This window comes from Kitasatospora sp. NPDC005748 (genome assembly GCF_040630735.1).
Lineage (GTDB): Bacteria > Actinomycetota > Actinomycetes > Streptomycetales > Streptomycetaceae > Kitasatospora.
The window spans coordinates 221,578-243,400 of record NZ_JBEXYD010000002.1 but is presented as its reverse complement, the minus strand read 5'-3'; the positions used below and the strand labels follow the sequence as shown (position 1 = coordinate 243,400).

The 21,823-nt window shown below is 73.3% G+C and carries 10 protein-coding genes and 1 tRNA gene; all 11 read right to left on the bottom strand.

The features are described from left to right. Positions 1–35: 35 nt before the first annotated feature. The 11 genes from ABZ495_RS02465 to ABZ495_RS02415 all read right to left on the bottom strand — a co-directional run bounded on the left by ABZ495_RS02465 (position 36) and on the right by ABZ495_RS02415 (position 21,726). Positions 36–1,094 (bottom strand): NADP-dependent oxidoreductase, encoded by a 1,059-nt coding sequence (locus ABZ495_RS02465; protein ID WP_359834048.1) that lies wholly within the window; start codon positions 1,092–1,094, stop codon positions 36–38. Next, positions 1,091–2,800, bottom strand: coding sequence for an NAD(P)/FAD-dependent oxidoreductase (locus ABZ495_RS02460; RefSeq protein WP_359834046.1), 1,710 nt, complete (start codon positions 2,798–2,800; stop codon positions 1,091–1,093). The genes ABZ495_RS02465 and ABZ495_RS02460 overlap by 4 nt, the downstream gene beginning before the upstream one ends. Positions 2,801–2,933: 133 nt before the next feature. Continuing rightward, positions 2,934–4,124, bottom strand: a complete 1,191-nt coding sequence (locus ABZ495_RS02455; RefSeq protein WP_352291025.1) for a cytochrome P450 — start codon at positions 4,122–4,124, stop codon at positions 2,934–2,936. A 106-nt stretch (positions 4,125–4,230) separates the two neighbouring features. Continuing rightward, entirely contained in the window at positions 4,231–13,866 is a 9,636-nt protein-coding gene (locus ABZ495_RS02450) for an amino acid adenylation domain-containing protein (protein WP_359834044.1), read from the bottom strand. Positions 13,867–14,189: 323 nt separating this feature from the next. Beyond that, positions 14,190–15,059 carry a sterol desaturase family protein gene (locus ABZ495_RS02445; RefSeq protein ID WP_359804150.1) on the bottom strand — a complete coding sequence of 290 codons (870 nt, stop codon included), beginning with the start codon at positions 15,057–15,059 and terminating at the stop codon, positions 14,190–14,192. A 234-nt stretch (positions 15,060–15,293) separates the two neighbouring features. Further along, positions 15,294–16,085 carry an alpha/beta fold hydrolase gene (locus tag ABZ495_RS02440; protein WP_359834042.1) on the bottom strand — a complete coding sequence of 264 codons (792 nt, stop codon included), beginning with the start codon at positions 16,083–16,085 and terminating at the stop codon, positions 15,294–15,296. 355 nt (positions 16,086–16,440) lie between these two features. Continuing rightward, a tRNA-Thr gene (locus ABZ495_RS02435) sits at positions 16,441–16,514 on the bottom strand. Positions 16,515–16,595: 81 nt separating this feature from the next. Next, positions 16,596–17,255, bottom strand: a complete 660-nt coding sequence (leuE, locus tag ABZ495_RS02430; RefSeq protein ID WP_359834041.1) for a leucine efflux protein LeuE — start codon at positions 17,253–17,255, stop codon at positions 16,596–16,598. Between the two features lie 101 nt (positions 17,256–17,356). Continuing rightward, positions 17,357–19,021, bottom strand: a complete 1,665-nt coding sequence (locus ABZ495_RS02425; RefSeq protein ID WP_359834039.1) for an alpha/beta hydrolase — start codon at positions 19,019–19,021, stop codon at positions 17,357–17,359. Between the two features lie 80 nt (positions 19,022–19,101). Beyond that, positions 19,102–20,259: a hypothetical protein gene (locus ABZ495_RS02420; RefSeq protein WP_359834036.1), complete on the bottom strand. Its 1,158-nt coding sequence runs from the start codon at positions 20,257–20,259 to the stop codon at positions 19,102–19,104. Between the two features lie 255 nt (positions 20,260–20,514). Next, on the bottom strand, positions 20,515–21,726 hold the full coding sequence (locus ABZ495_RS02415) for a DNA polymerase III subunit delta' (RefSeq protein WP_359834194.1): 1,212 nt from the start codon (positions 21,724–21,726) through the stop codon (positions 20,515–20,517). Between the last annotated feature and the right edge of the window lie 97 nt (positions 21,727–21,823).

Here is a 21,823-nt window from a genome sequence, read left to right as displayed (position 1 = left end):
GGGCTCACCCGGCGGGGCTCACCCGGCCGGGGCCCTCACACCTCGACCAGCACCTTGCCCCGGTTCGCCTCCCGGTCGACGTAGAGGCTCCGGTAGGCCTTCGGGATCTCGTCGAAGCCCTTGTGCACGGTCTCGTGGTAGCGGATCTCGCCGCGCCGGACCAGCTCGCCGAGGTCCGCGTGCATCGCCGCCAACTGCGGCTCGTCGAACCACTCCTGGGCGAAGATCCCGCGGATGGTGGTGCGCGGGAACATGATGTACGGCAGCAGCCGGGGCCCGGTCAGCTCCCCGTTCACCGTGGTCGCCCACTGCCAGCAGACCGCCACCCGGCTGTCCACGTTGAGCATGGTGAACACCGCGTCGGTGACGCTGCCGCCGAGGTTGTCGAAGTAGCGGTCGACCCCGTCCGGGGCGGCGAGCAGCAGCGCCGCGCGGACCTTCTCGGCGTCGTCCGCCTGGTCGTAGAGCACCACGTCGTCGAAGCCGAGCTCCTTCAGGTACGCGGCCTTGCCCGCCGAGGCGGTGGTGCCGACCACCCGGCCGGCGCCCGCGCGCCTGGCCAACTGGCCCACCAGGGTGCCGATCGCGCCGGAGGCACCGCTGATCACCACGGTGTCGCCCGGCCGCACCTCCAGGAACTTCGTCAGCGTGCCCCAGGCCGTCATCCCGGGCGCGCCCATGACGCCGAGCGCCGTGGAGAGCGGCAGCCGCTCGTCGTACCGGGCCGGGTCGAGCCGGCGGTAGGCGGGGAAGAGCATCGGGAAGACGCCGGTCTTCCACAGCTCCTCGGCGCCGTTGTGGACGACGTGGCTGCGCCAGCCGCCGAAGCCCTGGACGAGGTCGCCGACCTGGAAGGCCGCCTCCGGACCGGCCTCCAGCACCTCCATGATCGAGTCCGCGCCCATGTGGTGGCCGATCGGCGTCTCCAGCGCGAGGCCGTTCTGGTACGGGTCGACCGAGACGTACCTGGTCCGGAAGAGCATCTCGTCGGGCCGGAGGCTGACGTCGACCTCCTCGACCACCTTCCGGTAGATCCGGTTGACGTCCGGCACCCCGTCGAGGTGCTCGCGGACCACCCACTTCTCGAGCTTCATGCCAGGGCCCCTGTCGAAACGGTACTGGTGGACGGGATCTCCTCGACCGGCCCGGTCTGCTGCTTCGGCGGCCGGCCGACGGGGAGGATCAGATGGGTGGGCGGCGGCGCGCTCAGGTCGATCTCGGCGCGGAACTCCCGCCCGTCGTCCCGGCAGATGAACTGCATCACGTGCCGGCCGGCGGCGGCCGCCCGGATCAGGCCGCCGATGGTGGCCCAGACGCCGGAGAGGTAGAAGTCGGAGAGCCCGGGGAGCACCGGACCGTTCTTCTTGATCTCCTCCTCCACCGTCTCGCTGCCCTCGACGAAGGGGTTCCAGCCCGGGAACGTCCCGTCGTAGACCCCGGTGTAGCGGACCTGGGTGAGCGGGGTCGAGACGTCCGCCACCGCGACGGCGCTCTTGAAACCGGGGAAGCGCTCGTCCAGGAAGGCCACGATGCCGTTGCGGACCTTGCGCTTGGCCGCCATGTACTCCCGGCCGTGCTTGACCGGCAGCGTGTGCAGTTCCTCGCCGCGCCGCACCCGGGAGGACTGCTCCGGACCGTCGTGCAGCGCCCGCCAGGGGTCGATGTCGGAGAAGTAGGTGGCGAACACCACGGTGGACTCCCGTGGCGCCAGCTCCGGGTAGTGCCGGGTGCGGAACTGCACGTTCATGCTCGGGCAGCGGATGCCGGTGAGCTCGGCGGCCCGCTGCTCGTCCAGCAGGTAGGTGGTGCACGGGTCGCCCTCCGGGAAGGGCCGGCGCAGGCCCAGGAAGAGCGAGACGTAGCCGGGCGACAACTGACCCGGCTCGTCGATCAGCGAGGTGTAGAGCCTGCGGTAGGTGTCGTTCAGATAGCGGCCCTTGAGCAGCTTCATCACCGTGGTGTGGCCGTCGGCGGCGGAGACCACGATGTCGGAGCGGAACTCCCGCCCGTCGCTCAGCCGGACGCCCACCGCCCGGTCGTCCTCGACCAGGATCTCCTCGACCTTGGCGTTGTACGTCACCTCGCCGCCGAGCTTCCGGTACCGCTGCTCGATCGAGCGGGCCAGCGCGAGCGAACCGCCCTCCGGCACCCCGGCGGCCTGGTTGGCGTGCGAGGCCAGCTGGAAGTAGAAGGGCAGCACCGGGAAGGCCGGGTGCTTCTCGTAGAGGATGAAGTTGAACGCCTCGCGCAGCAGCGGGTCCTGGAAGCGCTGCGAGTAGTCGGTCATCAGGACGGTGATCGACTTCCGGATGGTGTTGAAGTACGGGAGGAAGGAGGCCAGCATCCGCCAGCGCTCGATCCGCCCCATCAGCCCGACCGGCTTGAGGAACGGGTAGACCGCCAGCGCCTTACGGAACGTCCGGATGCCGTCGCAGAACTCGCGGACCGGCTTCGCGTCGGCCGGCGAGATGCCCAGCAGATGGGCCTCCAGCCGGTCCGGGTCGGAGTAGAAGTGCACCGCCCGGCCGTCCCGGCCGCGGACGATGTTGAACACGTCGAAGTGCCGCATCTCCTTGCCCTGGAGGGCGCCGAGCTCCAGCCAGATCTGGTACATCTCGTTGCCCGGGCCGTTGCCGAGCAGCCAGCTGATGCACCAGTCGAAGGTGAAGTCGCTGCGGTCCCAGCCGGTGCAGGAGCCGCCGGGGATCTCGTGCATCTCGAAGACCTGGGTGCGGTACCCGTTCATCTGGGCGTAGCACCCGGTGGAGAGGCCGCCGAGGCCTCCGCCCACGATGATCATCGTTTCTCGTCTGCGCGCTGGCGCCTTGTGCCGTGCCAATTCCCTGGCCTTCCTCGTGGTCATGCCGTGTGCCGTGTGCCGTGTGCCGCGTACTTGTTCGCTGCTCGCTGTGCGCTGCGTGCCGGGCGCTGTGTCACCAGGCGATCGGGAGCGCCTGCAGTCCGTTCACCATCGCGTCCGCCTTCCAGCGCAGTTCGTCCTCGGGGACGGCCAGCCGCAGGCCGGGCAGGCGGTCCAGCACCGTCTCGATCGCCACCTGGAGCTCCAGCCGGGCCAGATGGGCGCCGATGCAGTAGTGCACGCCGTGGCCGAAGCCGATGTGCGGATTGCCCTGGCGGTCCAGCACGAGGCGCTCCGGCTCCTCGAAGACCTCCGGATCGCGGTTGGCCGCGGCGGTGGCGATCATCACCGCGTCACCGGCTCGGATCGTCACCCCGCCCAGCTCGACGTCGGCCGTGGCGTAGCGCGGCAGGCTGAAGCCGGTGAGCAGCGGCACGTACCGCATCAGCTCCTCGACGGCCTTCGGGATCAGTTCGGGCTTCGCCCTAAGGCGGCGCAACTCCTCCGGGTTGACCAGGAGTTGGTGGAAGAAGTTGCCGATCTGGTTGGTGGTGGAGACGAAGCCGGCGATCAGCAGGTCACAGGCGATCGAGAGCAGCTCGTCCTCGCTGATCAGCCCCTGCTCGCGGCAGGCCCGGACCAGGACGGTCAGCAGGTCCTCGCCGGGTTCGCGGCCGCGCAGGTCCAGCACGCCGGCCATGTACTCGATGAACGCCTGGCCCTCGACGGCGAGCACCTCGCCGGGGGTGACGGCGGAGAGCACCGTCTCCGCCCACTGCCAGAGCATCCGGTGGTCCTCGGCGGGGATGCCGAGGACCTCGCAGATGATGGTGGTCGGCATCGGGATCGCGAAGTCCTCGACCAGGTCGGCCGGCGCACCCGCCGCGAGCAGGCCGTCGACCAGCTCGCCGGCCAGCTCCCTGGCCCGGACCCGCAGCCGCTCGACCCGTCGGGCGCTGAACTCCTTGGCCACCAGCGAGCGCAGCCGGGTGTGCTCCGGCGGCTCGGTGGAGAACAGCCCGGCGCCGCTGCGGGCGACCGGACGCATCCGGGGCTGGTCGTGGCCCATCGCCTCGGCGAGGCTGAAGCGCGGGTCGGCCAGCACCGTCCGGACGTCCTCGTAGCGGGTGACCAGCCAGGCGCCGTCACCGTAGGGCAGCCGGATCCGGGCCAGCGGCTGCTCGCGCAGCTCGGCGTACCGGGGGTGGAGGTCGAGGCCGAGCGACGCGAACGGGTAGGACAGCGGCGGCTGCTGCCTGAGCATGAGGTGGTCCACCTCTCGTGAGGGACTTCCATGGCCATGGGGGCTACTGGGACTGCCGGGGTGGCGGGCCGGGTCGCCGGACCCGGGCCGCGGGGAGGTGCACGACTCAGGACGCATCGGCGGTGGCCCCGGTGAGGATCTCCCTGGCCAGCCCGGCGTTGCGCGCGATGTACTCGTGGCCGAGCATCTCGGCGTGGGTGCCGAAGCCGCGGAACACCGCCGTACCGGTGGCCGAACTGCCGTGCCAGGCACCGTGCTGGCCGGCCGCGTAGAGGGCCACCTTCACGTCGTCGGAGATCACGCTGACCGGTGCGGCGATCACCCCCAGGTTGGGCGTACGGCTGCAGAACTGCAGGTAGTCCCTGGCCTGTTCGCGGGTCTCCTGGGCGACGATCTCCGAACCGGTGTGCCGCTGCAGGTGCTCGGCCAGCTCCTGCTCGAAGGCCTGGACGTGCTCGTCGCCGAGGGTGAAGGACTCCGGGATCCGGTGCGAGTCCATGATCACCACATTGGGCACCGCCCGGCCGCGCCGCTCCAGCTCCTTGGCGACCTCGAAGGCGAGGTTCCCGCCGAGCGAGTAGCCGAGCAGCGCGCACGGCCCGTCCGGCTGGATGGTGTCGATCAGATCGGCGTAGCGGGTGACCTTGTCGTCCCCCGCGACGTAGTTGAACGCGACCATCCGGTACTCCGGCAGGTGCGCCGCGAACTGCCGGTAGACCAGGCCGTGGCCACCGGCCGGCGGGAAGCAGAAGATGGTCTGCTGCTGCTCCTGGTTGAACCAGAGGTACGGCTGGGCGCCCTCCAGCCGGCCGGTGATGATGTGCTCCAGCGTCCTGGCCATCCCGTGCAGGGTGGTGACCTTGAACAGCTGGCTGACCGGGATCCTGATGTTGAACTCGCCCTGCAGCCCGTGGATCAACTCGATCAGCTTGATCGAACTGCCCCCGCACTCGAAGAAGTCGTGCTCCAGGCCGAGCCCCTCGACGCCGAGCAGCGCCCGCCAGTGCTCGGCCATCCGGACCTCGTAGAGGGTGACCGGCGGTTCGGCGGCCCGGTCCTCGGCCTCCGCCCGGGGCGCGGGCAGGGCGGCGACGTCCACCTTGCCGTTGGCGGTGAGCGGCAGCGCGGGCAGCTCGGCGAAGTACGTCGGGATCATGAAGGTCGGCAGGTAGCCCGCCAGGTGGCGACGGAGCTCCCGGCGGTCGACCGTCCGCCCGGGGGCGGGGACGCAGTAGGCGCAGAGCACGTTCTCGCCGCTGCGGTCCGGCCGGACGGTCACCACCGCCTGGGCCAGCTCGGGCCACTCGGCGAGCTGGGCCTCGATCTCGCCCAGCTCGATCCGGTGACCGCGCACCTTGATCTGCGAGTCGGCCCGGCCGAGCAGGTGCACCCCGCCGTCGGCGTCCCAGCGGGCGAGGTCGCCGGTGCGGTAGAGCCGGACCGGCTCGGTACCGTCCGCCCCGCCGAGCGGCAGGGTGGCGAAGCGGCGCGCGGTCCGCTCCTCGTCGCCGACGTAGCCGAGGGCCACTCCGGAGCCCCCGATCCACAGCTCCGCCGGCACGCCGGGCGGGACGGGCCGGCCCTGCTCGTCCAGCAGGTAGAAGGCGCTGTTCGGGAACGGCCGCCCGATCGGGACCATCCGGCTGGGCTCCAGACCGTCCGCCGGGCCCTCGAAGTAGGCGCTGTCGATGGTGGCCTCGGTGAGGCCGTAGGAGTTGATCAGTCGGGTCCGCGGGCCGCACAGCGCGCGCAGCCGCTCGTACTCCTCGACCTTCCAGACGTCCGAGCCGACCACCAGCAGCCGCATGAAGTCCAGCCGCAGGCCGGACCGCTCGCAGTGGCCGATCACGGTCCGGACCACCGCGGGCACGAACTCCCCGGCGTCCACCCGCTCGGTCCGCATCACCTCGTAGAGCCGCGCGGTGTTGAACAGCAGCTCCCGGCCGACCAGCACCAGGGTGGCCCCCGAGCAGAGCGCGCGGACGTAGTCGCCGGTGAAGACGTCGAAGGACGGGCCGGCCATCTGGAGGTGGACCCTGGCGTCGGTGTCCAGCCGGTACTCGGCGCGCCAGGCCTGGTAGGCCGAGGCGAGGTTGCGGTGCGAGACCCGGACGGCCTTGGGCCGGCCGGTGGAGCCGGAGGTGTAGATGACGTACGCGGGGCTGTCGAGGTCCACCGGCTCCGGCTCGTCGGTGAACTCGCCGGCGGAGCCCTCGGACCCCGCGGACGCCGCGGACGCCTCGGACCCGCCGGTGCTGCCGGTCCCGCCGGGCTCGTCCGCTCCGGTCAGCTCCGCCGGTGCGACGATCCGGACCGGCAGCCCGCCGAGCCGCTCCGGGTCACCGACCAGCAGCCCGGCGCCGGCGTGCTCGATCATGTACGCCAGCCGGTCGGCCGGGTGACCCGGATCCAGCGGGAGGTAGGCCGCCCCGGTGCGGAGCACGGCCAGCAGGGCGACGACCAGCTCCGGCGACTTGTCCAGGCAGAGCGCCACCACCGAGCCCGGCCCGGCGCCGAGGGCCCTCAGCCGGGCCGCCGCGCTCCGGGAACGGCGCGCCAGCTCGCCGTAGCTCAGCCGGGCGGTCGGGCCGGACTCCGCCGGAGCGGCCACCGCCGGGGCGGCCGGATCGGCGGCGGCCGCCCGGAGGATCAGCTCGTGCACCGGCTCCTCGTGGGCCACCCGCCGCTCGGCACCGCTCCACCGCTGGATCACCCGGGCCCGCTCCACCGGACCGAGCAGCTCCAGCCCGGTGGCCGGCTGCTCGGCGCCGGCCCCGGTCAGCCCCTCCAGCAGGTTGGTGTAGTGCCCGGCGAGGCGGGCCATCGTCTCCGGCAGGAAGAGGTCGGTGTTGTACTTGAAGACGCAGTGGAAGCGACGCTCCGCCTCGTCCTCGTAGGCGGACAGCGTGAGGTCGAACTGCCCTTCCTCCTCCGGGAGTTCGATGTACTCCAGGTGATAGCCGTACTTCTCGGTGGCCACCTTGTGGTGCAGCAGGATGAACATCGCCTGGAAGACGGCCGAGCGGCTCGGGTCGTGCTGCAGTCCGAGCTTCTCCACCAGCAGCACGAACGGGTACTCCTGGTTGTCCAGCCCGCCCAGCACGGTGGTGCGCACCTGGGCCAGCAGCTCCGCCACGGTCGGCGCCCCGGCCAGCGAGACGTGCAACGGCAGCGGATTGACGAAGTAGCCGTAGACCGAGCCGAACTCCTCGTCGGTGCGGCCGGTCACCGGGCTGCCGACGATGATGTCGTCCTGGCCCGAATAGGCGTGCAGCAGCAGGTAGTAGGCGCTGAGCAGCACCATGAAGACGGTGACGTTGTGCTCCCGGGCCAGCGCGTGCACCCGGGCGCTGAGCCGCTCGTCCAGCACGAAGAACTCGGAGGCGCCGTTGTGCGTCTGCACCGCCGGGCGCGGCTTGTCGGTGGGCAGGCTGAGGATCGGCACCTCGGCGGGCAGGTGCGAGCGCCAGTAGTCGAGCATCCGCGGCGCCTCGCGGCCGGCCAGGAACTCGTTCTGCCGGTTGAGGAAGTCCAGGTAGCGGGCGGTGACCGGGGGCAGTTCCGGCGCCCGGCCCTGCCGCAGCCCCTCGTAGACGGCGAGCAGTTCCTCGATGAAAGTGAAGGTGGAGATCGCGTCCGAGATGATGTGGTGGACGGCCTTCATGATCACCCACTGCTCCGGCCCGCGCTTGAACAGCCGGAACCGCACCAGCGGATCGCGCTCCAGGTCGTACGGCTTGCGGTACTCGCGGACGATCAGGTCGTGGACCTCCGCCCACTCCAGCCCCTGGACGTCGAAGACCCCGAAGTCCGGCTCGACCTCGGCGCGGACCCGCTGCACGGCGTGGCCGCCGTCCAGCACGAAGTTGGCCCGCAGGCTGGGGTGGCGCCCGACCATCGTCCGGAAGGCGGCGGCCATCAGCTCCGGCTCCAGCTCCACCCGGACCTCGACCGCGCCGCCGATGTTGTAGGCGAAGCCGTCCGGGTTGAGCTGCTTGAGGAACCAGAGCGCCTTCTGGTTCTGCGTCAGCGGGTGCTGCGACTCGTCCTCGTACCGCTCGACCTCGGCCGCGCCGGCGCCGGTGCCGTCGTCCTCGATCAGCTCGGCCAGACCGGTGTACAGCTGGGCGACCAGCTCGGCCACCGGGGCGTTGGAGAGCAGCGCCACCACCGGGAGGGCGGTGCCCAGCTCGGTGTTGAGCCGGGCCCGCAGCTCCATCGCGAGCAGCGAGTCCAGCCCGAGCCCGCTCAGGCCGGTACGGGGCTCGATCTGTTCCGCGGGCACCCGGAGCACGGTGGCGGCGAGCGCGACGAAGCGCTCGGTGAGCAGGCCCCGGCGCTCCTCCTCGCCGGCCGCCCGCAGCACCTCCAGCAGGCTGCTCCGCCGCGGCGCCGGCGCGTTCTCCCGGGCTGCGGCGGCCAGACCGGCGACCAGCGGCGGCGGGGCCGGGTACCAGGACAGGAAGACCGGCCAGTCGATCACGGTGGCGACCAGCAACTGGGCGCGGTCCTGGCCCAGTACCCGCTCCAGCACGGCCATCCCGCTCTCGGGCGCGAGGGAGCTCATGCCGCGGCTGTTGCGGTAGTGCTCGACCAGGCCGAGCTCCTCGATCATGCCGGTCGCCCAGGGGCCCCAGTCCAGGCTGAGGGCGGGCAGGCCGAGGGCGCGGCGGTGGTGCGCCAGCGCGTCCAGGAAGGCGTTCCCGGCCGCGTAGTTGGTCTGGCCGGCGGTGGTCAGCAACGAGGCGATCGAGGCGAACAGCACGAAGTGGTCGAGCGGCTCGCCGGCCAGCTGCCGGTGCAGGGTGAAGGCGCCCAGCACCTTGGGGCCGTGGACGGCGTCGAACACCTCGCGGTCCAGCTCCGCCACCAGGGTGTCGCGGACCTGCCCGGCCAGGTGGAAGACGCCCCGGACGGGCGGCGACTCCAGCGCACGGTACTCCGCGAGCCAGTCCGCGAGGGCGCGTTCGTCGGTGATGTCCAGCGACACCGGAACGGGCTGGGCGCCGAGCGACTCCAGCTCGCGCAGGAAGGCGACACCGCGACCGGCCCGGCTCTCCGGGTCGAGGCCGCGCCACCGCTCGCGCGGGGGCAGCGGGCTGCGGCCGACCAGGATCAGCCGGCGGGCGCCACGACGGACCAGGGTGCGGCAGAGCAGCCGGCCGAGGGCGCCGAACGCTCCGGTCACCAGGTAGCTGCCGTCCGCGCGCAGGCTGGGCGGCAGCGGACCGGTCAGCCCTGCGGCGGGGCGCAGCCGGTTGGTCAGCCGGCGCCCGCCGCGCAGCGCGATCTCGTCCTCGTCGGCCAGCGCGAACTCGCGCAGCAGCGCGGCCGCCTCCGCACCGGCCGGACCGGCCGGACCGAGGTCGATCAGCTTGCCGGGGTGGCCGGGCAGCTCCTGGTGGCGCAGCACCCGGCCGATCCCCCAGGCGGGCGCGCCGAGCGGCTCGACCGGCTCGTCGGGGGCGGTGGCCTGGGCGGCCCGGGTGACGATGTGCAGTCTGCAGTCGGGCAGTTCGGCGGAGAGCAGGGCGGCCAGCGTGACCAGGCTGTAGGCGCCGGCGCCGGTGTGACCCGCCACCGTGGCGTGGTCGGCGCCCGCCAGCGCGGGCCGGTCGAGGTTCCACAGGTGGACGACGGCGGCCGGATCGGCGGCCCCGGCGGCCCGCCGGTCGGCCAGCAGCCGGCCGAGGTCCGCGGCGGAGCCGGGATCCACGGCGGACTCCCGCCCGTCCGCGGCGGTCCGGTAGCCGCTGCCCGGGCGGACGAGGTGGCAGCTGCCACCGCGCCCGGTGATCCGGTCGGCCAGCTCCTCGGCGACGCCGCCGGCATCGGCGAACAGCAGCCAGTGGTCCGGGTGCTCGGCCAGCAGGTCGGGGGCGTCCGAGGCGCCCGGCAGCTCCGACCAGGAGGGCTCCACCAGCCAGCCGTCGATGGTGGCGAGGCCGACCGCGGTGGAGGCCTTCTCCACGTCGGCGGCCCGGAACCCGGTGATCCCGCCGAGCGGGGTGCCGCTCCCGTCGTAGACGGCGATGTCCCCGACGAGCTCGTCGCCGCCGTCCCGGGTCACCGTGGCGTGTACCCAGAGCGGCTGCTCCCCGACCGGGTCCAGCCGGACCTCGTCGATGGCGAGCGGCAGCTTGATGCCGGTGCCGGCAGGGCCGGCCGCCACCAGGAGCTGGGGGGTCAGCAGGGTCTGGAAGAAGGCGTCCATCAGCACCGGGTGCACCTGGTGGCCGGCGCCCTGCCCTGCGATCGCCGCCGTCGGCCGGACGACGGCCAGCGCCTCGCCGGGGCCGATCCAGACCTCGTCGATGCCCTGGAACGCCGGCCCGTAGTGGTAGCCGAGACCGGCCAGCTCGCGGTAGCAGTCGGGGCCGGCCAGGTGGCGGGCGGCGCGCTCACGGATCGGCTCGGCGTCCAGCCGGTGGCCGGGCCGCCGGCGCTGGCCGGGGCGGACGGTGCCGACGGCGTGGACGGTGCGGTCCGGCCCGGCCCCGCCGGGGCCGTCGGCGTCGCCGTCCGTCCCGGCCGAGCCGGTGGTGACGGCCGAGCCGGTGGTGATCGTGAACGAGCCGTTCTCGGCGGAGAGGGTGAGCTGGACGGCGCGGCTCTCCTCGTCGGGCAGGAAGAGCGCCTTGCGCAGCTCGATCCCGGCCAGCGCCGCGTCCGCCCCGCCGGTCAGCGCGCGGACCGCCTGGACGGCCATCTCCAGGTACCCCGCGGCGGGGAAGAGCACCCGGCCCTGGATCCGGTGGTCCTCCAGGTACGGCAGCACCTCGGCGTCCAGCCGGGCCTCCCAGGCGGGCTCGCCCCCCGCGAGGCGGCGGCCGAGCAGCGGGTGGTCCTGCCGGCCCCGGCGGACCTGCTCCACCGCCCGGGGCTCGACCCAGTGCCGGTCCCGCTTGAACGGGTAGCGCGGCAGCGGGACCGGGCGCCCGGTCGGCTGCAGCACCGACCAGTCGACCTCGACCCCGAGGTTGTGCAGGGCGGCCAGCGAGGCGGTGAACGTGGTCCGCTCGTCCTCCTGGCGGCGGATCGAGGGCAGCGTCCGGACGTCGGGGCGGTCGGCGCCGCCGGGCCGGGCCTCCAGCGTCTCCTGGATCGAGCGGCCCAGCACCGGGTGCGGTCCGACCTCCAGGAAGAGGCTGTACCCGTCGTCCCCGAGCCGCTGCACGGCCTGCTGGAAGCGGACACTGTCGCGGACGTTGTGCCACCAGTAGCCGGCGTCCAGCTCGGTGCCGTGCGCGGTGCCCTCCCGGCCGGTGAGGTAGAGCGGCACCTGGGCGGGGCGGGCCTTGAGGTCGGCGAGCGACTCCAGCAGCTCGTCCTTGATCAACTCCATCCGGGCGCTGTGGTACGGCACTTCGACGGTCAGCGGGCGGGCGAAGACCTGCTCCGCGGTGAGCGCGGCGGCCAGCTCGGCGAGCACCGTCTCGTCCCCGGCGAGGGTGAGCGAGGTCGGACTGTTGATCGCGGCCACCGACACCGCGTCACCGTACGGGCGGATCCGGCGGACCGCCTCGGCCTCGGAGAGGGAGACCGCCAGCATGCCGCCGGTACCGGCCAGCCGCTGCTGGAGCCGGCTGCGGTGCACCACCACCTTGACCGCGTCGGCCAGGTCGTAGACCCCGGCCTCGTGGAAGGCGGCCACCTCCCCGGTGCTGTGGCCGACCACGGCGTCCGGACGCACCCCGCGGCTGCGCCAGAGCGCGGCGAGGCCGATCTGGACGGCGAAGTTGGCGGGCTGGGCGAGCCAGGTCTCGGCCATCCGGGAGTGCGCCTCGTCGGCGGCCAGCTCGTCGGTCAGCGACCAGCCGGTGAGCTCGGCGAGGTGCTCGGCGCAGCGCTCGACGGCCTCGCGGTAGACCGGCTCGGTCGCGAAGAGCCGGCGGCCCATCCCCCACCACTGCGGACCCATGCCGGTGAAGACCCAGGCCAGCCGGCGGTGCCGCGCCTCGCGCCGCTGGCCGGTCAGCACCCGGGGGTGCGGTTCGCCCCGCAGGTACGCGGTGAGCGCCTCGTCCAGCGATTCGCGCGAGTCGTAGACCACGGAGAGCCGGGAGTCGAGGTGCTGGCGGCGGTGGGCCAGGGTGTGCCCGAGGTCGGCCGGTCGGGCGGGGGTGCCGCCGCGCGCACCGGCCAGCTCGCCCTGGATCCCGGCGGCCAGCTCGGGCAGGGCGGCGGCGTCGCGGGCGGTGAGCGGCAGGACGGTGAGCGGGAGGACGGCCGGGCCCTCCGGCGGCTCGGACGGCTCCTCGGCCGGTGCCGGCTCGGGAGCGGCCTCCAGCAGGACGTGGGCGTTGGTGCCGCCGAAGCCGAAGGAGTTGACCCCGGCCCTGGCCGGGCCCCGGTGGTCCGGCCAGGGGGTCGGCTCGGACGGGATCTCGAACGGCAGGGTGGCAGGGTCGATCGCCGGGTTGAGCCGCTCCAGGTTGATGTGCGGCGGGATCAGGCGGTGCTTCAGCGCCAGCGCCGACTTGATCAGCCCGGCCAGGCCCGAGGCGGACTCGGTGTGCCCGATGTTGGTCTTGACCGAGCCCACGTAGCACCTGTCGCCGGGGCGGCGGCCGACCGCCAGCGCCCGCGCCAGGGCGTTCGCCTCGATCGGGTCACCGACCGGGGTGGAGGTGCCGTGCGCCTCGACGTACTGGAGGCTGCCGGGCGTGATGCCGGCTTCGGCGCAGACCCGCTCGATCAGGCTCACCTGGGCGTCCGGGTTGGGCACCGTGATCCCGTTGGTGCGGCCGTCCTGGTTGACCCCGCTGCCGATGATCACGGCGTGGATCGGGTCGCCGTCGCGCACGGCGTCGGAGAGCCGCTTGAGCGCGACGACCGCGACCCCCTCGGCCCGGACGTAGCCGTCCGCCGAGGCGTCGAAGGTGCGCGAGCGGCCTTCCGGCGAGAGGAAGCCGCCCTTGGTCTCGGCGATGGTGTACTGCGGCGCGATGTGCAGCAGGGTGCCGCCGGCCAGCGCGAGGTCGGTCTCGCCGCGCAGCAGGCTCTGGGCGGCGAGGTGGACGGCGACCAGCGAGGAACTGCAGGCGGTGTCCAGCGAGACGCTGGGCCCCCGGAAGTCGAAGCAGTGCGAGATCCGGTTCGACACCATCGTCATCATGGTGCCGGTGGCGGTGTGCGCGGCCAGGGTCTCGAAGGAGAGGTCCGAGAACTGGACGATCTTGTAGTCCAGGGTGAACGCGCCGACGTAGACCCCGACGTCACGCCCCGCCAGCTCACCCGGCTTCTGCCCGCCGTCCTCCAGCGCCTCCCAGGCCACCTCCAGCAGCTTCCGCTGCTGCGGGTCCATGTGGTCGGCCTCCCGGCCGCTGATCCCGAAGAACGCCGGGTCGAACTCGTCGAAGCCGTCGATGTAGCCGCCCCGGCCGCCGACCAGCCGGCCCGGCTTGGCCTTGTCCCGGCTGCCGAGGGTGGCCACGTCGTACCGGCTGCGCGGCGTCGGCGTGATGCAGTCCTTGCCGTCGACCAGGTTCTGCCAGAACGACCGGTGGTCACTGGCACCGCCCGGGAACCGGCAGCCGATCCCGATGATCGCGATCCGCTCCGGTCCGTCGATCCGCTCCGGTCCGTCGGCGGGCCCGGCGGGAGCGGGCACGACGGCGGTCGTGGCCGAAGCGGCGGCGGGCACGGAGGCGGCGGTAGCGGCGGCGGTGGCGTAGCGGGTGTCGGAGGCGGTCGGGGAATCAGAGGGATCGGGAACTGCGGCGAGGCATGAATCCGTCATGGTCGAGTCCTTGTGTCGCTGCGTTCGCGCGCGCGGCACGGGCGTGGGAGCACCGCACGGGCGTGGGGACGGCGGCTGCGGACCGGTTCCAGGCAGGCCGGAGACCGGACCGGCCGAAGGGGACAGGCCGAGGGCCGGCGAGGAGTGCGAGCGGGGAATGGGCGGCGGGTGGTGGACGCGAGGCAAGGGACTACGGAGTCGCGGGGCAACGCCACCGGAACGGGTTCGGGATCGCAGCGGACAAGAGGAGGCAGCGGTCTGCGAGAAGTCGGAACGGACGGACAGGGGCGCCGGGCGGGCGGACCGCCCGGGTCGGCGGGGCGTCAGGCCGGGAAGTCGTCGGCCCGCACCGGCCTTCGCCAGGGCTGGAGATGACTGGCGAGCACCTCGCGCGTCCGGGGGAAGTCGGACGGGCGCAGCAGCCCCACCGCGGCCGGCCGGCGGCCCGGCTGCCAGGTGAAACTCCCGAAGGCGTGGTCCCAGATCGAGAGGTCGGACCCGTAGTGCCCGGCCTCCGCCAGATCGACGCTGTGGTGCAGCCGGTGTTGCTCCGGGCCGGCGAAGACGTGGTTGAGCGCACCGATCCGGACATCGACGTTCGCGTGCACGAAATAGCCCTGAGCGACCACGAACAGGCCCACCACGAACACCGATTCGGCCGAGAACCCCGCCAACGCGAGCGAGAGCTGCACGGCGCCCTGGGTGAGCACCACGTCGACGATGTGGTTGACCCCGTTGTTGGCGACATTGACCTTGTCGGGCACGTGGTGCACCCCGTGCAGGCGCCAGAGCCAGCGATTGGTGTGGCTCCAGCGGTGCATCAGGTAGTTGGCCAGCGAGCCGAGCAGCAGCGCCGCCGGGATCTCCACCCAGAGCGGCAGCACCGGATGCGGCGGCGCCGCCCACCCGACCATGGCCGACACCGGCACCTGCGACAGTGCCCCACCGATCATCGTCAGCACGAAATAGGCGCCGTACCAGCCCCACTCGCCGACGCTCGGCCGCCATTCCGGTTCGTAGGGGATCAGCCATTCCAGAACCGTCAGATAGCCGATCGTGCCGAGCAGGAAGAACTGGCTCACCCGCCCGAGGTCCCAGCGCCAACGCAGGGCCGCGACCGCTATCGACACGAGCGTGACCAGCAGGAACGGGTAGGCGACGTGACGCAGCGCGGAGCGCAACCGCTCACCCATGGCTACCCCCTTCGCGAGCCGGCTCGGACGATCACCGAAAGCATTCGTTCTGATACTAACGGTGCACGGAAGGGGATGCGAGGCATTTTTGGAAAGAATCACAAGCGCCGCAATTTGTCAGATAATAGATGGCCAAACGATTCTTCCGCCCGTCATAAAGATCCCGGAAATGCGAACCGCCCGCCCCTCCGGAGAGGGACGGGCGGGCGGACGATCAGTGGCCCACGACCCCGGTCAACCGAGCCGGGCCGGAAGGTGCCGACCGGCGGCGAATCCGCTGATCGCCGAGATCACCGACAGCGCGTGGTCGTCGAGGAAGAAGTGCCCGCCCGAGAAGGTCCGCACCGAGCAGCCCGCCGTGGTGTGCTCGGCCCAGGCCTCCGCCTCCGCCGCGGTGACCTGCGGATCCGCGTCCCCGGTCAGCACCAGGACGGGCTGCCCGATGCGGTCCCGGCCGGGCCGGCTGCGGTACGTCTCGGCGGCCTTGTAGTCGCTGCGGACCGACGGCAGCACCATCTCCAGGAACTCCGAGTCCCGCAGCATCAACGGATCCGTCCCGCTCAACCGCTCCAGGGACCGGATCAGCGCCCGGTCGTCCGACCGGTGCACGTCCTGCGCCGTGTCCCGCGGCCGCGACGGCGCCCGCCGCCCGGAGACCACCACCCCCTGCAACGCCATCCCGGCCCGCTCCATCCGGACCGCCACCTCGAACGCCACCGACGCCCCGAGGCTGTGCCCGAACAGCGTGAACGGCCGGTCCGCCCACACCAGCAACTCCCGCACCACGTGGTCCGCGAGCGCGTGCACGTCCTCGACACAGGCCTCCCCGGCCCGATCCTGCCGCCCCGGGTACTGCACCGCGAGCACGTCCACCGAGGTGGGCATCGCCCGCGCCACCGGCAGGAAGTACCCCGCCGACCCCCCGGCGTGCGGAAAGCAGACCAACTGCGCCGGCGCGGCGGGCGCCGGCTGGAACCGCCGGATCCAGAGACTGCTCCGCTCCGGCGCTGCTGCGTACCGTGGCATTCCCATCCCCTCCCCCTCCCCGGGGCCACCCACGACGGCCCACCCTGGCTGCCATTCAAGCCCCGCCGCCCCACCACGACCAGATGCCCGTCCCCCCTCTCGCACCCCCACCCCACCCCTACCCACCCCCTACCGCCACCCCCGGGACAACGCGAAGGACCCGGCCGCGCCAAGCGACCGGGCCCCCACCACAACGTTCACCCCGCGGAATCCGAACCCACGCCCACCCGGCGCCTCCGGACCGAGATTCGAACCGGGACCGCTGCACACCCGTTCGCGGACATCCGTCGACGCGAGGGCATCCGCCTACGCAAAAGCCCCAGGTCACGGCGAGTGAGTCCTGGGGCTTCTACAGAGCCGCCTATGGGATTCGAACCCATGACCTACGCATTACGAGTGCGTTGCTCTGGCCAACTGAGCTAAGGCGGCACCGTTGCCGCACGTGGTGGCAACGCGGGCCAGTCTACACAGGTTCGCGGGTGATCCGTAACGGGGTTCCGCGGCGGTGGATCAGGCGGAGGCGACGGCCAGTTTGGCGGCGAAGCCGGCGAAGAGGACGGCGACGCCGCTGGTGAGGCCGGCGGAGAGGCGCTTGCGGCGGCGGAAGGCGGTGGCGAGGGTGGTGCCCGCGAAGATCAGCATGGAGAGGTAGAGCAGGCTGAAGGTCTGCAGGATGCCGCCGAGCAGGGCGAAGGAGAGGGCCGGCTGTCCGTAGGACGGGTCGACGAACTGGGTGAAGAAGGAGAGCAGGAAGAGGATCGCCTTCGGGTTCAGCAGGCTGATCACCAGGGCGCGGCGGAACGGGCGCTCGGTGGAGTCCGGGACGGCGGCCGTGGCGGTGTCGGGGGCGGCCGCGGCGGCGCGGTGCTCGCGCCAGAGCTGGCGGGCGGCGCGGAGCATGCCGACGCCGATCCAGAGCAGGTAGGCGGCGCCGCCGAACTTCACCACGGCGAAGACCGCGGGGTTGGCCTCCAGCAGCGAGGCGGCGCCCAGCGAGGTGAGGCTGATCAGGGTGAAGTCACCGACGAAGACGCCGGCGGCGGCGGTGTAGCCGGTCCGGACGCCCTTGCGGGCGGCGACGGACAGCACGTAAAGGGAGTTGGGGCCGGGGAGGAGGATGATCACGAGGGCGCCGAGGATGTACGTCGCCAGGTCGTTGACTCCGAGCACGGTGGGCTCCGGTGGGGGTGGCAGGGGCTGCGGGGCGCTCATCGTAACGTCGCACCGGTCGGCGGTTGAAGCCGAAATTACCCGCCGATCCCCTCCCCCCTCTACGCGCCGCAGCGCTTGCCCTGCTCCGGCGCCGGACCGCCCAGTAGGTACGCGTTGACCGCCCCGTCGACGCACTCGTCGTGCCGTCCGTACGCGGTGTGGCCGTCGCCGTCGAAGGTCAGCAGCCGCCCGGACTCCAGCTGCCCGGCGAGGGACCGCGCCCAGGCGTACGGGGTGGCCGGATCGCGGGTGGTGCCGATGACCACGATCGGAGCGGCGCCGGCGGCCCGGACGGTGTGCGCGGCGCCGGTGGCCCGGACCGGCCAGTAGCTGCAGGTCAGCGCCATCCAGGCCATGTCGCGGCCGAACCGGGGCGAGGTCCGCTCGAAGTCCGGCACGACCCGCTGGACGTCGGCCGGGCCGGTGAACGGCGCGGGCAGGTCCAGGCAGTTCACCGCCATGTTGGCGAACATGAGGTTCGGGTACGAGCCGTCCGGACCGCGTTCGTAGTACGAGTCCGACAGCTTGAGCAGGCTGGTGCCGTCACCGGCCTTGGCGTCGGCGAGCGAGGTGCGCAGCTTGGGCCAGAGGAAGTCGGCGTACATGGCCTGGATGACGCCGGTCGTCGCCTGGGACTCGGTGAGCCGGCGGGCGCCGTCGACGGTGGTCAGCGGCTTGGCGTCGATGGCCGCGAACAGGGCGCTGAGCTGCTCGCCCGCCTGCTGCTCGGTGCGGCCGAGCGGGCAGTCCTCGCGCTTGACGCAGTCCTTGGCGAAGGCCGCCCAGGCGGTTTCGAAGCCGCCGGCCTGGGTGCGGTTGCCGCTGATCGAGTCGAGTGACGGGTCCATCGCGCCGTCCAGCACGATCCGGCCGGTCCGGCCGGGGAAGAGACCGGCGTAGGTGGCGCCGAGGAAGGTGCCGTAGGACTTGCCCACGTAGTTGAGCCGTTCGTCGCCGAGCAGCGCCCGCAGGACGTCCATGTCGCGGGCCGCCTCAACGGTGCCGAGGTGGCCGAGCCGGTCGCCGGCCTGCTGCCGGCAGCCCTCCGCGAACTCCCGGTCCGCGGCCACCAGGGCGTCGATCTCGGCCTGGTCGTCGGGGGTGATGTCGGCGGCGGTGTACGCGTCCATCCGCTCCCCGGTCAGACAGGTCACCGGGCTGCTGCGGCCGACGCCGCGCGGGTCGAGCCCGACCAGGTCGTACCGGGCGCGCACGGCGCTGTCGTAGGTCTTCGCGACGGCCTCCACGTACTCGATCGCCGAGCCGCCGGGGCCGCCGGGGTTGAGCAGCAGCGACCCGAGCCGGCCGCCGGCCGCGCCGGGGGCCCCGCCCTGGTCCGGGTCCGCCGGGACGGCGACGGCCCGGACCGCCGAGAGGGTGAGGTCGCCGCCGCCCGGGCGGTCGTAATCCAGCGGCACCGTGAAGGTGGTGCACTCGAAGCCGTCGTCGCAGGGCTGCCAGGCGGGCCGCTGGCCGTAGTACGGCGCCAGCGCGGCGGGAAGGGCGGCCGGGAGCGGCTCCAGCGGTGTGACACCGGGACGGGCGTCGGCCGCCGCCGGCCCCCCGGAGGCGAGGGCGCCGGAGGGGGCGGCGCCGGGCGCGGTGGTGTCCGAGGAGGCCGCCCCGGGGGTGGACGAGGAGGAGCTGCACCCGCCGACCAACAACCCCGCGACCGCCAGTGCCGCGGCCACCACCCGCGCCCGCATGCCCCGCTCCGACCTCATCCGGTCCCTCTCAGGTGCTGGGGCGCGGCCGCTGCCGGCGCCCTGGGTACCGCGAAGCGTAGCCTCCGCGGACACCCTGGTCAGGACGCCTTCGCCAGCGTCTCGGCCAGGTACTGGACCGCCTGGCGGACCAGCCGCAGCCGCTCCCGGTCGGCCGTGTAGTCCTGCACGTTCTCGGAGATCCGGACGTCGGCACGGGCCGACGCGCCGGCGCCGCCGTGCAGCGCGGTCTGCAGCTTGCGGGCCGCGTCCAGGCCCGCGGCGTCGGCCTTGGCGGCGGCCAGGAGCAGCTTCGGGGCGGCGTTGGCGGGGGCCTCGGCCCCCGTCCGGGTCAGCGCGACGGTGTCGTACCGGCCGGAGACCGCGGCGGCCGCGCCGTACAGGTCGGGGCGGGCCAGCCCGGCGGCCACCGCGCAGGGCGCGCCCGCCTCGACGCCGAGCGTGCCCCAGGAGGCCGGGCCGGCCGGCAGGGTGCGGAAGGTGGCCGCGATGGTGGTGCGCAGCGCGGCGTCGTCGGCGATGGCCTGGGGGGCGGCGGCGACCAGCTCGCACGGGTGCGCGGTGCCGTTCGGCGCCTCGGGGGCCACCAGGATGAACGGGCGGGCCTTGCCGGTCTGGACGGCGGAGCCGAGGCCCTCGAAGACGTCCGGGACTTCGGTGTCGGCGGTCATCCGGGGAGTGGCCGCGTGCATCACGACCACCGGGAAGCGGGCGTTCGGGTCCTTGGCGTACTGGGCGGGCAGCCAGACCCGGACGTTGCGGGGGTGGCCGTCCGGGCCGGGGACGGCGGACTGCAGCAGCTCGCCACCGCCCGGGTGGCCGACGCTGTCGAACCGGCTGGCGGCCGGTGCCGGCGCGGGGGCGGGAGCAGGAGCGGGCGCGGGCGCGGGCGCGACAGCCGGGGCGACCGGAGCGGGTGCCTCGTCGGCGGGCGGCGCGGCCTGCCGGCTCCCGCCCTGGCCTGTGCTGTCGGCGGTGAGCTCCGCGGAGTCGGACCGCGAGGCCGGTCCGCCGAAGGTGCCGAAGGTGCCCAGGGCCGTCAACACGGTCAGTGCCGTCACGCAGATGCCGCAGACCATCGCGCCGGCCGCGCGCAGCAGCATCGGCCGCTGATCACCGGTCAGCTCGTAGGTCTCGGCGGACCGCAGGTCGCGCCAGCGCAGCAGGGCGCCTCGGGCGAGCCAGATTCCGCCCGAGGCGGCTGCCAGCAGGGGGACGACGAGGAGCGAACGGACCATGGGACGCACCGCCTCGGGAGGAGGGCCGGACGACCGGTGGGGGCCGGTGCCGGACGGGACGCGACGGCCCCGGCGTCGGGGCGCAGTCGGCCCCAGCGTGCAGGGCGATCCGGCCGTCACACGCAGGTGTCCCCGGCGCGTACGGCCCGTTCACTCGAAGGTGGGACACCCGGGTAGCGCGGGAGGCCCTACCGGCGGCCCCCCGGCGGTCCTACCGGTGACGGCCCCGCCCGGCCGCCATCCGCGTCCGCCGACTCAGCCCGCGCGCAGGGCGACGGTCATCGCCTCGACGGCGAGCAGCGGGTCAACGTTGCGGTCCAGCGCCTGCCGGCAGGCGAGCACCGCCTCGATCCGCCGCAGCGTGCCCTCCGGCGGGCCGGCCTGGGCGACGCGGTTCAGGGCCTGCCGCTGGTCCTCGTTGGAGAGCGCGCCGGTGGAGCCCAGCTGGAGGGCGAGCACGTCCCGGTAGAAGCTCAGCAGGTCGAGCAGGGCGACGCCGAGCGTCTCCCGGCGGGTCCGGGTGGCCCGGCTCTTCTGGCGCTTCTCCAGTTCCTTGACCGCGCCGGCCATGCCCCGCGGAGCCTTGCTGCCCTCGGCCGCGCCGTACGCGGCCCTGAGGTCGCCGGTCTCCTTGGCGTCCTGGGTCTCGGCGAGCGCCTCGGCATCGGCCTTCGCGGTGTCGACCAGCCGCTGGGCGGCGGCCAGGCAACCACCGATGTCACCGACCTCCAGCGGGATCCGCAGCACGTCCGTGCGCCGGGTGCGGGCCTGGTCGTCGACGGCCAGCCGACGGGAGCGCTCGATGTCCCCCTGGCCGGCGAGCGCGGCAATCCGGGCCGTCGTGGGGTCGACGCCGTCGCGGTTCACCAGCATGTCGGCGACGGCCTCGGCGGCGGGCTGGCGCAGCACCAGCAGGCGGCAGCGCGAGCGGATGGTGGGCAGGACGTCCTGCACGGAGGGCGCGCAGAGCAGCCAGACGGTGCGCGGGGAGGGCTCCTCCACCCCCTTGAGCAGGGCGTTGGCGGCGGCCTCGGTGAGCCGGTGGGCGGCGTCGACCAGGATCACCGACCAGCGGCCGCCGGTCGGGTAGCTGGACGCCCGCAGCACGAGGGCGCGCATGTCGCCGACGCCGATCGACAGGCCGTCGGTGCGCACGTACTTCACGTCCGCGTGGCTGCCCGCGAGCACGGTGTGGCAGCCGTCGCAGAACCCGCAGCCGGGCGTACCGCCGAGCGCGAGATCCGGGCTGGTGCACTGGAGGGCGGCGGCGAAGGCGCGGGCCGCGGTGATCTGGCCGGCTCCGGGGGGGCCGGTGAACAGCCAGGCGTGCGTCATCAGCGAGGCGTTGCCGCCCGGCTCCGGCGCGGCCCCGCGACCGGCGGCGGCCGTCGCCCAGGCCGCCCGGGCCGCGGCGCTCAGCTGCTCGACCACCCGCTCCTGGCCCACCAGGTCGTCCCAGACGGCCACTGCTGCTCCCAAGCTCGGTACGGACTGCGCCGGCGCCCGTCACCCGGGCGGCGGACGGCGCTCCGGGCACGGTTTCCCGGAGTCGAGCATACGTGCC

What these genes read in the sequence shown, in the direction of transcription:
- ABZ495_RS02465 (WP_359834048.1), bottom strand. Translation starts at nt 1,094, where the DNA reads ATGAAGCTCGAGAAGTGGGTGGTCCGCGAGCACCTCGACGGGGTGCCG.
- ABZ495_RS02460 (WP_359834046.1), bottom strand. Translation starts at nt 2,800, where the DNA reads ATGATCATCGTGGGCGGAGGCCTCGGCGGCCTCTCCACCGGGTGCTAC.
- ABZ495_RS02455 (WP_352291025.1), bottom strand. Translation starts at nt 4,124, where the DNA reads ATGCTCAGGCAGCAGCCGCCGCTGTCCTACCCGTTCGCGTCGCTCGGC.
- ABZ495_RS02450 (WP_359834044.1), bottom strand. Translation starts at nt 13,866, where the DNA reads ATGACGGATTCATGCCTCGCCGCAGTTCCCGATCCCTCTGATTCCCCG.
- ABZ495_RS02445 (WP_359804150.1), bottom strand. Translation starts at nt 15,059, where the DNA reads ATGGGTGAGCGGTTGCGCTCCGCGCTGCGTCACGTCGCCTACCCGTTC.
- ABZ495_RS02440 (WP_359834042.1), bottom strand. Translation starts at nt 16,085, where the DNA reads ATGCCACGGTACGCAGCAGCGCCGGAGCGGAGCAGTCTCTGGATCCGG.
- ABZ495_RS02425 (WP_359834039.1), bottom strand. Translation starts at nt 19,021, where the DNA reads ATGAGGTCGGAGCGGGGCATGCGGGCGCGGGTGGTGGCCGCGGCACTG.
- ABZ495_RS02420 (WP_359834036.1), bottom strand. Translation starts at nt 20,259, where the DNA reads ATGGTCCGTTCGCTCCTCGTCGTCCCCCTGCTGGCAGCCGCCTCGGGC.